The sequence below is a fragment of the Faecalibacter rhinopitheci genome, from assembly GCF_015234135.1.
Classification (GTDB): Bacteria; Bacteroidota; Bacteroidia; order Flavobacteriales; family Weeksellaceae; genus Empedobacter; species Empedobacter rhinopitheci.
In genome coordinates this window covers 249,686-265,427 of record NZ_JADGIK010000001.1, presented here as the reverse complement: position 1 = coordinate 265,427, position 15,742 = coordinate 249,686, and the positions used below count along the sequence as shown (strand labels likewise).

The window sequence follows — 15,742 nt, the reverse complement described above, 5'->3', positions numbered from 1 at the left end:
AATTAATTGTTAAGATTTTCCTTAAAAACTATCTCTTATAAACGTATTAAATTCTTATATTTGTAGGATAAATCGATTATAATTCGATAATGAAAAATAAATTTAAAATCATAAACGATCCAGTTCATGGAATTATCTCAATTCCGAACGCATTAGTTTATGATATTATTCAACATCAATTTTTTCAACGACTACGAAAGATTTCCCAAACTGGCTTAACAGAGTTAGTATATCCAGGAGCAAAACATTCAAGATTTAATCATGCTTTAGGTTGCTTACATTTAATGCAAAATGCATTAACGATTTTAAAAGCAAAAAATGTTTCTATTACGGAAGAAGAAGAAACTGGAGCTTATATAGCAATATTACTACACGATTTAGGACATGGTCCATTTTCTCATTCCTTGGAATATTCTATTATAGAGAATTCTCATCATGAAGAAGTTTCTTTACAAATGATGGAAAAAATGAATGAGGAATTTGATGGTCAACTTACATTAGCAATTCAAATTTTTACAGGAAAATACCATAAAAAGTTTTTAAGTCAACTTGTCTCTAGTCAGTTAGATATAGACCGTTTGGATTATCTTAAACGAGATAGCTTTTTTACAGGTGTAGTAGAAGGAAATATAAATCCTGAACGTATTATCTCTATGATGAACGTGTGTGAAAATGAATTAGTAATTGATTCAAAAGGAATATCGTCGGTAGAAAAATTTTTGATGGCTAGGATTTTTATGTACAATAATGTCTATTTACATAAAACATCTTTTTCCGCAGAAAATTATCTGATTCAGGTACTTAGAAGGGCAAAAGAATTAGTGACTAATGGTAAATATTTATTTGCTACTTCAGCATTTAAATACTTTTTAGAAGGAAATGAAAAAGGTAAGTTATCTGAATTAGGTTTAAAACTATTTGCTAGTTTAGACGATAGTGATGTAATGTCTGCAATAAAAGAGTGGCAAAACGACGAAGATTTAATCTTATCCTATTTATCTAAAGCTATTGTAGAGAGAAAGTTGCCTAAATCTGTATTAAATATGATTCCTTTAAGTGAAAATGAACTTTGCAAAGAGGAAGAAAAAGTACGAAAAGCATTAGGTTTAGATGATGTTAGTTATTTTGTGCAGCAAACTGAAATTAAAATAACACCTTACCAACCTAATAAATTTCCTATAAAAGTGCTGTTTAAAAATGGTAGTATACAAGAAATTACAACCTCAGAGCAAAGTTTGTTACATGATGTGTTGAAGCAAAGTATAACTAAGTATCACTACCACAGTATCAAAGTTTGATTATAATTGACAAAATTGTTAATTTTCAAACAAAAACGTTTATAATTTTAATTAAAATATTTACTTTTGCAGACTATGAAATTTAAAGCTGCAGATATTGCAAATTTACTGAATGGAGTTGTTAAGGGTGATGTAAATGCTGAGGTATGGACCTTATCTAAGATAGAAGAGGGAAGTGAAGGAAGTATTTCATTTTTAGCAAATCCAAAATATGAAGAATATGTTTATACAACAAATTCTTCTGTTGTTATTGTAAATAAAAGTTTTGAGCCATCTCAACCCATCAATACTAATTTGATTGTAGTTGAGGATGCTTACAAAGCATTTACTGTATTGTTAAATCATTATAATTCAGTTAAGAACAATAAAACTGGAATAGAAGAATTTGCACGTATTTCTGAAACGGCTACCTTAGGCGAGGATGTATATGTAGGAAGTTTTTCTTATATTGGTACAAATGTTAAATTAGGAAATAATGTTAAAATATATCCTAATTGTACTATTGGTGAAAATGTAACAATTGGTGATAATACAATTTTACGTTCAGGTACACAAATTTATGAAGATTGTGTAGTTGGTAAAGATTGTATTATACATTCTAATGTAGTAATTGGATCTGATGGTTTCGGATTTGCACCAAATACAGATGGTTCTTATGATAAAATTCCTCAGATAGGAAATGTTATTATTGAAGATAATGTAGAAATTGGTTCTGGTTCTACAATTGATAGGGCTACAATGGGATCTACAATTATCCGTAAAGGAGCTAAATTAGATAATCAAATACAAATTGCACATAATGTTGTAATTGGTGAAAATACTGTTATCGCTTCACAAGCAGGTATTGCCGGATCTGCAAAAGTAGGACGTAATTGTATGATTGGTGGACAAGCAGGACTTGCAGGTCATATCAAAATTGGAGATTTTGTGCAAATACAAGGTCAATCAGGAATTAATTCTGATATCAAGGATGGTGCTCAATTATATGGTTCTCCAGCAATAAATGCAACAGATTATAGAAAATCTTATGTATATTTTCGTAAGTTTCCATCAATTGTGAAACGATTAGATGAATTAGAAAACAAAATAAACAAAACTAAAAGTTAATGTCTGATAAACAAAAAACTTTAGCGAAAGATGCTGTTCTTTCAGGAGTTGGATTACATACGGGAAATAACGTAAACTTAACTTTTAAGCCAGCAGAGCCTGATACAGGTTTTGTATTTGTTAGAACCGATTTGGAAGGTAATCCACAAGTTGAAGCAGATGCACAATATGTTGTAAGTACAGCGAGAGGAACTACTTTAGAGAAAAAAGGAGTGAAAGTTCATACAACGGAGCATGTGTTAGCAGCTTTAGTAGGGATGGACATTGACAATTGTTACATAGAAATTGATAATGCTGAACCACCTATTATGGATGGTTCTTCAAAGTATTTTGTAGAAGCTATTGAAAATGCTGGTATTGTAGAGCAGGATAAGGAAAGGGAATATTTTAAAATAAAAGAAATCGTTACCTACGTTGATCCAGAAACTGGTTCAGAAATTACAGCAATTCCTGCAGACGAATACCAAGTTACTGCAATGGTAGATTTTGGTACTAAAGTTTTAGGAACTCAAAACGCAACTTTAACTTCAATCAAGAACTTTAAAAAAGATATTTCTGAAGCTAGAACTTTCTGTTTCTTGCACGAGTTAGAGCAGTTATTAGGAGCTGGTTTAGTAAAAGGTGGAGATTTAGACAATGCAATTGTTTATGTTGATAAAGAAATAACACCTGAGACCAAAGAAAGATTGTGTAAAGCATTTAACAGAGAAGATGTAGCAATTCGTCCTAATGGTATTTTAGACCATTTAACGTTACATTATCCTAATGAAGCAGCTCGTCATAAACTATTAGATGTAGTAGGGGATTTAGCTTTAATTGGTAAAAAGCTTAAAGCAAAAATTATTGCAACAAAGCCAGGTCACCATACAAATACTAACTTTGCAAAGAAGTTAAGTAAACAAATTAAATTAGCTCAACGAAATAAAATTCCAGAATTTGATTTAAATGCAGATCCAGTTTATGATATAAACGATATTATAAAATTGTTACCTCATAGACCTCCATTTTTATTAATCGATAAAGTTATCTCTAAAACACCAACGGGATTAGTGGGTGTAAAGAATGTAACGATGAATGAACCTTTTTTTGTGGGACATTTTCCGAAAGAACCTGTAATGCCTGGTGTATTACAAATTGAGGCAATGGCACAATTAGGTGGTTTATTAATTCTTGGAGATTTAGAAAATCCACAGGATTATTCAACTTATTTTATGAAAATAGAAAGTGCTAAATTCAAAAGAAAAGTTGTTCCGGGAGATACTTTAGTATTTAAGGTGGAATTATTAGAACCTATTAGACGTGGAATAGTTCATATGCACGGATACGGTTATGTAGGAAATACAATCGCAGTGGAAGCTGAAATGATGGCTGTTATCACAAAAGAATAATAAAAGAAAATGGAAGTTATAAATTATCCGATGGCTTATGTACATCCAACTGCAATAATTGGTGAAAATGTAACGATAAGCCCTTTCTCGACGATTATGAATGACGTTGAAATCGGTGACGGTACTTGGATTGGTCCAAACGTAACGATTATGGAGGGTTCGAGAATTGGGAAAAATTGTAAGATATATCCAGGCACAGTGATTTCAGGTGAACCTCAGGATTTAAAATACGAAGGCGAGAAAACCTTAACATTTATTGGTGATAATACTACTATTAGAGAGTGTGTTACGATTAATAAAGGGACTAAAGCTTTAGGTTATACTAAAATCGGGAATAACTGTTTAATCATGGCTACATCTCATATTGCACACGACTGTGTAGTAGGAAATAATGTTGTCATTGTAAATGGATGTGGTTTAGCTGGACATATAGAAATCGGAGATTTTGCATTTATCGGAGGTATGAGTGCTGTTCATCAGTTTACTAAAATCGGAGAACACTCTTTTATCGCTGGAGCTACACAAGTTCGTAAAGATATTCCTCCATATGTTAAGGCGGCCAAAAGCCCTGTTGTTTATGCTGGTGTTAATGCCATAGGATTACGTCGTAAAGGTTTTTCTTCGGAAGAAATTTACGAAATTCAAGGTATTTACAGAATCTTATATCAACAAAAAAATAACGTTTCACAAGCTACTGAACTTATTTTAGAAAAATTTTCACCATCGGCACACCGTGATTTGATTATTGAATTTATCAATACAAGTGAGCGTGGAATAATGAAAGGATTATAGTTCAGGATCATAAATTTAAATAAAGAAAACATAAATGGCAACAACTTCTGATATCAGAAAAGGTCTATGTATCGTTTTTAATAATGATACTTATAAAATTATAGAATTTCTACATGTTAAACCAGGTAAAGGACCTGCTTTTGTTAGAACTAAATTAAAATCTTTGACTAATGGTAAAGTATTAGATAATACTTTTTCAGCAGGTCACAAAATTGAAGAAGTTCGTGTTGAAACTCGTAATTATCAATACTTATATGAGGATGATAATGGATTTCACTTCATGAACAATGATGATTTTTCTCAAGTTTACTTAAACAAAGAGTTGATTGATAATGCACAGTTTATGAAAGCTGGTGATGAGGTAAAAATCTTGTTCCGTGCATCTGATGAAACGGCTTTAGCAGCAGAATTACCAAATACTGTAATCATGGAAATTACATATACAGAACCAGGATTAAAAGGTGATACTGCAACAAATGCAACTAAACCAGCTACTACTGAAACTGGCGCTGAAATCCGTGTTCCTTTATTTATCAATGAAGGTGATAAAGTAAAAATAAATACAGAGGACGGTTCTTACGTAGAGCGTGTAAAAGAATAATTGAACATTTCAATTTAATATATAAAAGCCATCATTATTTGATGGCTTTTTTATTTTTGGGCGTTCCGTTCGGGCAGGCTTTTCGTTGCAATCTTTTGTTTAGTAAAACAAAAGGATTTACACTACAATCCCTAACGCGATTTTTTATTTAATACTAGCAAAATATGCTCTCAAAATACTATCATTGGCAGCATTTTTAGTATCAATTTCTAAAATTTTAGGACGTTTACTATCAGAATAAAAATCCGCATAAGCATTTTCTAAATCCGAAAGATTTGAAACAATTTGATATTCAAAATCAAACATTTTAGCTAAATATTCAGCAGTTAAATGATGTTTTGTTTCAAAAAACTCTTCAACAACATCAGTTTCTGAAGGGCCTGGAATAAATTTGAAGATATTTCCACCACCATTATTCATCAATATAATTCGAAAATTATTTGGAATATTTACATTCCATAATGCATTAGAATCATAAAAGAATGAGATATCTCCTGTTACAATTACTGTATTTTGTTCAGAAGCAATGCAAGCACCAATCGCAGTAGATGTAGAGCCATCAATACCACTTGTACCTCTGTTACAAAATATTGGATTTGAAGGTTGATGATTGAATAAAAGGCCATAACGGATCACTGTTGAGTTACCATATTGAATTTGCCAATTTTCAGGATAATTTTTAATAATTGAATCAAATGCCTTTAAATCTGAAAATGGAATATTCTTAACATACTCGTTATGTTTCTTTTCATTATTAACACGAATTCTATTCCATTTATTGTAATAGTCCGAAGTTTTTGGATTGATAAACCCAGTTAATTGTTCTAAAAAATATTCCGGTTTTGTTTTAATTTCATCCGTTAATATCTGATAAGTATCTGGTTGCCAGTATTCGTCTAAATGCCAATGTTGATCTGCTTTATGTTCTCTTAAAAAACGCTTAACTTTTTTTGATACAATGTTTTGACCAATTGTCAGTAAAATTTCAGGTTTTAAATCTTCTAATTCATCTTCTGGATAAGGAAAAATTACCTGATCTATTTTATTAAAGAAACGTGGATGGTGGATATTAGAAGTCACTTCATGTAAAACTACAACAGAATCATCCTTCGCTAATACATTCAGAAATTCATTCAGTTTATCATTTAGAGAATGCATTCCAACTAAAACTAATTTTTTTGAAGCTGAATTCCATCTTCGCATATAGTCAAAAACATCAATTTCTGGATACACTTTTTCTTCAATTGTTATATTATCTATTACAATATCAGGCGCAGTAACATAGTCATATAAAGGCTCAGAAAAAGGCATATTAATATGAATTGGAGCTGATTGATGGATACAATCTGTCAATGCATATTTGGTTAAAAGCATATTACGTGTTAAATCATCTGTTTCTTCACTTTCAGAAAGTTGTACATTATGAACACTGTGCTTTTCAAAAATATCTTTTTGACGAATAGTTTGTCCATCAAAATTATCTACTAAATGCTCAGGTCTATCGGCAGAAAGTATAATTAGAGGAATATTTTGAAAAAAAGCCTCAGTAACAGCAGGGTAATAATTCGCAGTAGCAGAGCCTGATGTGCAACAAACAACAACAGGTTTTTTTATTTGTTGTGCTATTCCAAGAGCTACAAAACCAGCTGATCGCTCATCTATAACACTATACGTTTTAAATCGTTTATCGTTTGCAAATTGCATTGTAAGCGCACCGTTACGAGAGCCTGGAGAAAGTACAATATGATTAATCCCGAAAGCCAAAAGTGTTTCAGCAATCAATTGTACATTCAATTTATTTGATATTTTTCTCAAAGTAATTTTCTTTAAATAAAAAAGGTTTTGAATAGCAAATGTACTAAACAAAACCTTTAAAAAAGTATGATATTTTTAAGAATTAAGTGTGCATACCACCATCAACGCTTAATACTTGTCCTGTAATATAATTTGATAAATCAGAAGCTAAAAATAAACAAGAATTAGCAACATCTTCAGGTTGTCCTCCACGTTTTAAAGGAATTCCATTTCTCCATTCAGCAACAACTTTTGGATCTAAAACCTCTGTCATTTCAGTTTCTATAAACCCTGGAGCAATTGCATTACAACGGATATTACGAGATCCTAACTCTAAAGCAATAGATTTAGTAAAGCCAATTAATCCAGCTTTAGATGCAGCATAATTTGCTTGTCCTGCATTACCTTTAATCCCAACAATTGATGTCATATTAATGATAGAACCAGATCTTTGTTTCATCATTGGTTTTATAACAGCTTTTGTTAAGTTGAAAGCCGAATTTAAATTGATTTGAATTACTTTTTCAAAATCTTCAGCGGACATTCTCATTAATAAGTTGTCTTTAGTAATACCAGCATTATTAATTACAATATCTATTTGACCAAATTCTGCTAAAACATCTTCTACTAATTTTTGAGCTGCGTCATAATCAGATGCATCAGATTGGTATCCTTTAACTTTTCCGAATTGCCCTAATTCTGCCTCTAAAGCTTGAGCTTTTTCTACAGATGAAGCGTAAGTAAATGCTACATTAGCACCATTTTTTACAAAAACTTCAGCAATACTTTTTCCGATTCCACGAGTAGCACCAGTAATAATTGCTGTTTTACCTTGAAGTAAGTTCATATAATTTCTTTTTAAGAATTTCAAAAGTACAATAATTTTATGATTTCGTTAAATGTTAAAAACGTTTAAATCATAGCAAGATATAAAAAGTGGTATATGTGTTGTTATACGTTATATGTTAATCAATTAAAAACCAAATTTATTATGAAAAATTTATTAAAATTATTTCTAGTTTCAATTTTCGCTTTATTTATGTTTACAGCTTGTTCAGATGATGATGATCCGTCAGATAATGATTTATTTGTAGGAACATATAAAGGAAATGTATCTTATGTATCTAGTGACAAAAACGTTAACAATGCAGATGGAAACGTAAGAGTAGTGAAAGTAGGGGACAAGTACAATTTTATTTTCTCAGATAATATTCCAAATATCACTGGTGTAGAATTTAAACAAGAAGATGTTAACTATAGTATAAATGTTGGAGGTTCAGATTTATCTTATATCCGAATCAATGCAAATACTTTAAAAATATTTTATGTTGTAGACGGTCAAACTTGGACTGCAAATGCAACGAGATAATTCTTTTAAACAAAAAACTCGGTCTACAGACCGAGTTTTTTTATTATATGTTATTAGATATTAAATGCAGATTTAACCTCATCTACAAAATCTAATTTTTCCCAAGTAAATAATTCAACTTCTACTTCAACAACATCAATTCCGTTGGCAGATTCAAAACGTTTTGTAACTGTTTTTGGTTGACGTCCTAAGTGTCCATAAGAAGCAGTTTCTTGATAAATAGGATTTCTTAATTTTAATCTTTTTTCGATAGCAAATGGACGCATGTCAAAAATAGATGATACAATTTTAGAAATTTCTCCGTCTGTTAAATTAACTTTAGATGTTCCTTTAGTATCAACTAATAAAGATACAGGAGCAGCAACACCAATAGCGTATGAAACTTGCACTAAAACTTCATTTGCAACACCTGCAGCTACTAAATTTTTAGCAATATGACGTGCAGCATAAGCAGCAGAACGGTCTACTTTTGATGGGTCTTTTCCTGAGAAAGCTCCACCACCGTGAGCACCTTTACCACCGTAAGTATCTACAATAATTTTACGACCAGTTAAACCAGTGTCACCGTGAGGTCCACCAATTACAAATTTTCCTGTTGGATTAATGTGGTAAGTAATATTTTCATCAAATAAATCACGAATGTGTGCAGGTAATTCAGCTTTAACGCGTGGAATTAAGATATTAATTAAATCATTTTTAATTTTATCCTGCATTGCTTGTTCATTCGCAAAATCATCATGTTGTGTAGAAATAACAATTGTATCTATACGAACTGGTTTATTATTATCGTCGTATTCAATTGTTACTTGAGATTTAGCATCAGGACGTAAATATGGTAATAATTCATTTTCATTCTTACGAATATGAGCTAATTCTTTTAATAAACGGTGAGATAAATCTAATGCTAAAGGCATGTAGTTATCAGTTTCGTTCGTTGCATAACCAAACATCATACCTTGGTCACCAGCACCTTGTTCTTCATCAGAAGTACGTTCAACACCTTGGTTAATATCTGGTGATTGCTCATGAATAGCAGATAAAATACCGCAAGAGTTTGCATCAAACATGTATTCACTCTTTGTGTATCCAATTTCTTTAATTGTTTCACGAGCTACTTTTTGTAAATCGATATATGCTTTAGATTTTACTTCTCCAGCTAAAACAACTTGTCCAGTCGTAACTAAAGTTTCGCAAGCAACTTTACTTTGAGGATCAAATGCTATAAAATGGTCTAACAAACCGTCAGAAATTTGGTCAGCAATTTTATCAGGATGTCCTTCAGAAACAGATTCTGATGTAAATAAATATGACATTATATGTAATTTTTTATTAAAAAAATGAGAGGGAATGCGATAACTGAAGTATCCTGGTTTAGCATATGTTTAATGAGGTTGCAATCAGTCAAATCATTCCTCCATGATTATTATGCGACAAATATACGATAGGTATTTGAATCTAAAAATTTTTATCTATATATTAAATCATTTCAGAATTTTTTCAGGTATTAATCTCTAGAGAAATAGTAGACAAAATAAATTATCGTTTTATTTCGATTTTTAGAATAATTTTCTACATTCTCGAAACTTGAAATTATGTATTTCTAATTATTTTATACTTAAATAAGCTTTAACAGAAAATAAATCTAATAAAACATCTTAAATCAAAAATATATTAGGTTATCATTCGATAAATTATCTATAAATTAGAAAAAAATTATTCTACCATCGTATTATGAAAATAGATGACCTAGATCAACAGTTGTTGATGCAATTACAAGAAAATAGCAAAATTACTTACAAGGAATTATCTGATAAGTTGAATTTGTCGTCAACCGCTATACATGAACGTATTAAAAAACTTGAGAAATCAGGAGTTGTAAATAAATATGTGGCTTTGGTTAATAGAAGATTAATCAATAAAGAACTATTAGTTTTTAGTCATGTAAAATTAAATCAACATTCACAAGAAAATATTACATCTTTTGAAAGTGAAATTAAAAAATTGAAGCAAGTACAAACATGTTTTCACGTCAGTGGAGATTATGATTATATCATGAAAATGGCCTTTGAAAATATGGATGAGTACAGAGATTTTATGGTTAATCAATTAACGACAATTAAAACAATTGGAAGTACACACAGTACTTTTGTAATTGGTGATATAAAAGATGAAACATCATACCAATTGTTTTAAAAATAAATCTAAATAAATAATAAATTCAGGAATTATGAAAAAGGAAACAGCAATATTTGGGGCTGGATGTTTTTGGTGTGTGGAAGGAGTTTATAACTTACTACAAGGAGTAGAAAGTGCAGTTTCAGGCTATGCAGGAGGAGATACAGAAAACCCAACGTATGAAGAAGTTTGTACAGGCGAAACCAACCATGCTGAAGTTGTAAAGATAGATTATGATGCTGAAGTTATAAGTTTTGAAGAATTATTAGAAGCTTTTTGGGCAGTACATGATCCAACGAGTTTGAATCGTCAAGGTGAGGATGTGGGGACACAATATCGTTCAGTGGTATATTATTTAGATGAAAATCAGAAGGAAAAAACCATTCAAGCAATAGCTAAATTAAATGAAAGTGGTTATTATGATAAAGAAATTGTCACAGAAATCACTGCTTTTGATACGTTTTATCCAGCTGAGGAATACCACCAAGGATATTACAATATAAATCCAAATAAGCCATATTGTTCTTCAGTAGTAGGGCCTAAGATTCAAAAATTTAGAGAAAAATTTAAAAATAAATTAAAGTAAGTATCTAAATTTAATTTACTTGGCATAATGGTTGATAATATAAATATAACCAACCTAGATTAAAAAAATAACCAACCAAACCAACCATTGGCGAAAGAAGGACTTAATAATAAAAGGACTACTTTCGCCTTTTTATTTTAATTATTTTTCCAGAAATACGGTGTAAATAAAATTAAAATAGTAAACAATTCTAGCCTTCCTAAAACCATTAGGAAGCAGCATAGGAATTTTGCACCAACCGTCAAAGAATTAAATGATGAACCGGGACCAAATTCTCCAAATCCACTACCTACATTTCCTAGAGTAGATGCTGTTATCGTTAAAGAAGAAAGAATATGGCTAATACTCATATCGGCTCCATAATTTAATAATCCAAATGTTACAGAACTTGCTATCCATATAAACATATACATGACGAAAAATGCCATGACATGAAATACTATAGATTGTGGAATAGCTTTGCCATTATATCGAACAGGAATTACTCCATTTGGATGAAGAATTCTTTTGAATTCTGCAAAGCAATTTTTTAATAATAAAACATGTCTAATAACTGTAATACCTCCAGACGTGGAACCTGCAGATCCACCAATAAAAAAAAGTGAAAAGAAAACCAAGGTTGTAACGCTTAACCAGCTTGAATAATCCTCTAAATAGAAAGCAGTTGTAGATATGATGGAAATTACATGAAATAATGCGATTCTAAAAGCCTCTTCGATCGTAGCGAAATTTACCATATTGTCGTATCGGCTTGGTAAAACAAAGAAAAATAAAGCAATGAAAATAATTGAAGTAATTAAAGAAATCAACCAAACATACCATCTAAATTCTTCATTTTGCCATATTTTCTTAAAATGACCTTTAATTAATAAATAGATCAGAGTAAAATTTGTACCCCCTATAAACATTAATATGATCAAAAGATACTGAACTGATATATTATTTCCCCAAAATGCTAATCCATTATTTTTTGTAGAAAATCCTCCAGTTGATATTGCGCTCATAGAATGATTGGTTGCATCAAATAAGTTCATTCCAGAAAAGTATAATAATATTGAAAAAATCAATGTTAAACCCATATATAACATCCATAGGTTTTTAGCCGTTTCTGTTATACGTGGATGAATTTTATCTGTATAAATTCCAGGAGCTTCAGCCATAAATAACTGACGTCCTCCAATACCTAAAAAGGGAAGTATAGCAATTGTTAATACAATAATTCCCATGCCTCCAATCCAATTTGTTGTACTTCTCCAAAATAAAATACTTTTAGGAAGATTTTGTGGATCATCAAAAATAGAGGTTCCAGTAGCAGTATATCCTGATACCGTTTCATAAAAAATATTTACAAAGTTGAAATCATTATTTACTAGATCTTCTGATGGAAGAAAGAAATAGGCGGAAAAGTAGGGGATACAACCGGAGAGAATTAAGAAAAGCCAACCTACAAAAACAACAATATAACCTTCTCTTTTAGATATATGTTTTCTAGAGTCTTTTGTAAAATAAGTCATAGAAAAACCTATAACTCCTATAATAGAACCGGAAATTAAAAATGAATATGTTAAAGCATCATGAAAATAAATACTCACAAACATACTAATGAACATAAAAAGTGCATTAAGTAGTAGTAAAACGCCTGACAGGTTTAATATTACCTTATAGTTGAGCGTTTTCATTATTTAAAGTATTTTGTAACTTTTGATAATAGATGAGATTTTGTAAAAACAACTACTCGATCAAAAGGTTCTATGATAAATTCATTTGAAGGGATCCAACCTTCATTTTTCCGTACAATTCCAGCTATTACAGCACCATCTTTATAAGGGAAATCTTTAATTTTTTTAAATGCAGAATTCGAATTTTCTTGTATTTTAAATTCTAATACTTCTGCATCTAAATCTGAAATACCAGTAACATCCATTACTTGACCTTGACGAATATACCTAAATATGCTATCCGCAGAAAGTAATTTTTTATTGATAAAGGCATTAATACCCACTTCTTGTGATAGATGGATATAATCTATATTTTCTACAAGAGCGATAGTCTTTTTAACACCTTTTGATTTTGCCAACAAACATGACATAATATTAGTTTCAGAACTACCAGTGACTGCTATAAATGCGTCTGAATCAGATATTCCTTCCTCTGTTAACAATTCGCCATCTCGTCCATCACCATTAATAATCAATATATCACTTAATTCGTCAGCTAAATCAAAAGCTTTGTGACGATCAATTTCTATAAGCTTTACGTTATGTTTATTTTCTTTTAAGATTTTGGAAGTTTTTACCCCAATACTTCCACCACCAAGCACAATGATATTTTTAAAATATTCTTGTTTTTTACCAAGAATTTTATAAATTTCTATTATCCCAGATTTTTTTACAATAAAGTAGATTTGATCTCCAAGTTTAAATTCGGTATTTACATCAGGTATAATCGTAATATATTCGCCTCTTTCGTTACTACGAATAATAGCAATTGGCAAAAATAAATTTTCAATTCCACCTTTAGTGGTCAAATACATATCACCATATTTTTTGCCTAGAATTTTGGAATCACTATCCAAAATAGTTCCGACTAAAAATAGTTGACTATTGGCAAAAGAATGCATTGTATTGAAGGCAGACTGTTGAATTAAAGAATAAATTTCACTTGCTGCAAGTTGTTCAGGCGAAATAATGGTGTCAATTCCAAGACTACGAATCCAGAGTTGATTATCGGCATGTAAAAACTCAGGATTTGAGATACGCGCAATTGTTTTCTTAGCACCCATCTTCTTAGCAATCATTGCGCTTGTAAGATTTGTGTTTTGCAATTGTGTAACAGTTATAAACATATCCGCTTCATCAACTTTAATTTCCTTTAAAGCATTAAAAGAGGTGATGTCTCCCCTAAAAGCCATCACATCAAGATTGTTTTCGATAAACGAAAGCTTTTCTTTATCCATGTCAACAATAATAATATCGTTAAGTTCATTAGATAATAATTTAGCCAGGTGGAATCCAACTTCTCCAGCGCCACCAATTATAATTTTCATATAAGTTTGAAAATATTATTTTTAATTTGAGGTTTCTTTTTGTCCCATTAACATGAGAAATGCTTTAAGAAACTCATCAATTTCTCCATTCATTACTGCATCTACATTACCTGTCTCATATGATGTACGAACATCTTTCACGAGTTTATAAGGATGCATTACATAATTTCGAATTTGTGAACCCCATTCAATTTTCATTTTATTGGATTCAATTTCGTTTCGAGCTGCCATTTTCTTTTCAAGCTCGATTTTGTATAATTCAGATTTTAACATTTCCATAGCACGTTCTCGGTTTGCTAGTTGAGAACGTTCTATTTGACAAACAACGACAATTCCTGAAGGTTTATGTGTCAACTGAACTTTGGTTTCTACTTTATTTACATTTTGCCCACCAGCACCTCCTGAGCGAGAAGTTTGTAATTCTACATCTGCAGGATTTATTTGTATATCAATAGTATCATCTACAATAGGGGATACGTATACTGATACGAAAGAAGTATGTCGTTTCGCATTAGAATCGAATGGAGAGATTCTGACTAAACGATGTACTCCATTTTCTCCTTTTAAATAACCAAATGCAAATTCTCCGTCAACTTCTAATGTTACAGTTTTTACACCAGCAACATCGCCAGCTTGGTAATTTAGCTCTTTTACTTTGAATTTATGTTTTTCTGCCCACATTAAATACATACGCATTAACATACTTGCCCAATCACAAGATTCAGTTCCTCCAGCGCCGGCAGTAATTTGTAAAATTGCACCTAAATTGTCACCTTCTTCAGATAACATATTTTTAAATTCAGTATCTTCAATTAATTTTAATGCAATTTCATATTGAGCTTGCGTTTCTTCATCAGAAACATCACCTTCTTTATTGAACTCGATTAGAACTTCTAAATCATTTACTGCAGAAGCTATAATGTTATAATCATCTACCCATTTTTTCTTACCACGTAAGACTTTCATAAAAGCTTCCGCTTGCTTCGGATTATTCCAAAATTCTGGAGACGCTGCCGTTTCTTCTTCATTTTGGATTTCTATTTCCTTCTGCTCAATTTCTAAATAGGTATATAATTCTTGTGTACGTTGTTGTACGTTTTTTAACAATTCTGTATTAAACATGTTGATGTGTTTATTGATTAATTATTTTTCTTTAATGAATTGATCTTCTAGACCATTCCAAGAAAGAATTTTGTAATTAATTCCCTCTTCAATTTCTAATTCGTGACCTTTTAAAGCAAAGAATGAATCATCCCATTCTTCATTTTCAAAAGCAACAACCCAATACATTTCATTAGAAATAATTCCACCAATTATATATATTAATTCTTCAACAGAATCTACAGCATAAGTAGTATAATTATAATCAGCTCTAATCCATATATGGTCATCATCAGATGTTTGTATGTAAATACTTCCCAATTCACTATCGTGATCATTTTCCAAATGGAATTCTAGTAATTCTGAATTTGGTTTATTTAAACCTTCTAGCTGGGGAAGAACTGCAATTATTTCGTTGTAAACTTCTGTTGAAAATGAATTCATAAAAATTAAATTATAAGGCGGCAAATGTATGTATTTTATGC

At 30.9% G+C, this 15,742-nt stretch carries 15 protein-coding genes; 8 read left to right on the top strand and 7 right to left on the bottom strand.

Going from position 1 to position 15,742, the window contains the following annotated elements:
* Positions 1-89 precede the first annotated feature (89 nt).
* From IM532_RS01255 to efp, 5 genes are all read left to right on the top strand, one after another.
* Positions 90-1,298 (top strand): HD domain-containing protein, encoded by a 1,209-nt coding sequence (locus IM532_RS01255; protein ID WP_194181632.1) that lies wholly within the window; start codon positions 90-92, stop codon positions 1,296-1,298.
* 75 nt (positions 1,299-1,373) lie between these two features.
* A complete protein-coding gene (gene lpxD / locus IM532_RS01250; RefSeq protein ID WP_194181631.1) occupies positions 1,374-2,405 on the top strand; it encodes a UDP-3-O-(3-hydroxymyristoyl)glucosamine N-acyltransferase in 1,032 nt (343 codons plus the stop codon).
* The gene (locus IM532_RS01245) at positions 2,405-3,793 is read left to right on the top strand and encodes a bifunctional UDP-3-O-[3-hydroxymyristoyl] N-acetylglucosamine deacetylase/3-hydroxyacyl-ACP dehydratase (protein ID WP_194181630.1); all 1,389 of its coding nucleotides are present in this window, start codon (positions 2,405-2,407) and stop codon (positions 3,791-3,793) included. The genes lpxD and IM532_RS01245 overlap by 1 nt, the downstream gene beginning before the upstream one ends.
* A gap of 18 nt (positions 3,794-3,811) precedes the next feature.
* Positions 3,812-4,585 carry an acyl-ACP--UDP-N-acetylglucosamine O-acyltransferase gene (gene lpxA / locus IM532_RS01240; RefSeq protein ID WP_394368343.1) on the top strand — a complete coding sequence of 258 codons (774 nt, stop codon included), beginning with the start codon at positions 3,812-3,814 and terminating at the stop codon, positions 4,583-4,585.
* A 34-nt stretch (positions 4,586-4,619) separates the two neighbouring features.
* Positions 4,620-5,186 carry an elongation factor P gene (efp, locus tag IM532_RS01235; protein ID WP_194181628.1) on the top strand — a complete coding sequence of 189 codons (567 nt, stop codon included), beginning with the start codon at positions 4,620-4,622 and terminating at the stop codon, positions 5,184-5,186.
* 144 nt (positions 5,187-5,330) lie between these two features.
* Here efp and menD read toward each other — a convergent pair whose 3' ends face one another.
* On the bottom strand, positions 5,331-7,001 hold the full coding sequence (menD, locus tag IM532_RS01230) for a 2-succinyl-5-enolpyruvyl-6-hydroxy-3-cyclohexene-1-carboxylic-acid synthase (RefSeq protein ID WP_194181627.1): 1,671 nt from the start codon (positions 6,999-7,001) through the stop codon (positions 5,331-5,333).
* Positions 7,002-7,083: 82 nt separating this feature from the next.
* A complete protein-coding gene (gene fabG, locus IM532_RS01225) occupies positions 7,084-7,827 on the bottom strand; it encodes a 3-oxoacyl-[acyl-carrier-protein] reductase (protein ID WP_194181626.1) in 744 nt (247 codons plus the stop codon).
* A gap of 144 nt (positions 7,828-7,971) precedes the next feature.
* Here fabG and IM532_RS01220 point away from each other — a divergent pair, with 144 nt between their 5' ends.
* Positions 7,972-8,349 carry a hypothetical protein gene (locus tag IM532_RS01220; RefSeq protein WP_194181625.1) on the top strand — a complete coding sequence of 126 codons (378 nt, stop codon included), beginning with the start codon at positions 7,972-7,974 and terminating at the stop codon, positions 8,347-8,349.
* A gap of 53 nt (positions 8,350-8,402) precedes the next feature.
* Here IM532_RS01220 and metK read toward each other — a convergent pair whose 3' ends face one another.
* The gene (metK, locus tag IM532_RS01215) at positions 8,403-9,662 is read right to left on the bottom strand and encodes a methionine adenosyltransferase (RefSeq protein WP_194181624.1); all 1,260 of its coding nucleotides are present in this window, start codon (positions 9,660-9,662) and stop codon (positions 8,403-8,405) included.
* Between the two features lie 418 nt (positions 9,663-10,080).
* On the opposite strand from metK, the gene IM532_RS01210 reads away from it, so the two are divergent.
* Positions 10,081-10,542 carry an Lrp/AsnC family transcriptional regulator gene (locus tag IM532_RS01210; RefSeq protein WP_194181623.1) on the top strand — a complete coding sequence of 154 codons (462 nt, stop codon included), beginning with the start codon at positions 10,081-10,083 and terminating at the stop codon, positions 10,540-10,542.
* A gap of 34 nt (positions 10,543-10,576) precedes the next feature.
* Positions 10,577-11,110, top strand: a complete 534-nt coding sequence (msrA, locus tag IM532_RS01205) for a peptide-methionine (S)-S-oxide reductase MsrA (protein WP_194181622.1) — start codon at positions 10,577-10,579, stop codon at positions 11,108-11,110.
* Positions 11,111-11,247: 137 nt separating this feature from the next.
* Here the strand turns inward: msrA and IM532_RS01200 are convergent, their stop codons facing one another.
* From IM532_RS01200 to IM532_RS01185, 4 genes are all read right to left on the bottom strand, one after another.
* Positions 11,248-12,708 carry a TrkH family potassium uptake protein gene (locus IM532_RS01200; protein WP_317172974.1) on the bottom strand — a complete coding sequence of 487 codons (1,461 nt, stop codon included), beginning with the start codon at positions 12,706-12,708 and terminating at the stop codon, positions 11,248-11,250.
* A gap of 80 nt (positions 12,709-12,788) precedes the next feature.
* Positions 12,789-14,156, bottom strand: coding sequence for a Trk system potassium transporter TrkA (gene trkA / locus IM532_RS01195; protein WP_194181620.1), 1,368 nt, complete (start codon positions 14,154-14,156; stop codon positions 12,789-12,791).
* Between the two features lie 21 nt (positions 14,157-14,177).
* Positions 14,178-15,278, bottom strand: a complete 1,101-nt coding sequence (gene prfB / locus IM532_RS01190) for a peptide chain release factor 2 (protein ID WP_194181619.1) — start codon at positions 15,276-15,278, stop codon at positions 14,178-14,180.
* A gap of 21 nt (positions 15,279-15,299) precedes the next feature.
* A complete protein-coding gene (locus IM532_RS01185) occupies positions 15,300-15,701 on the bottom strand; it encodes a hypothetical protein (protein WP_194181618.1) in 402 nt (133 codons plus the stop codon).
* Between the last annotated feature and the right edge of the window lie 41 nt (positions 15,702-15,742).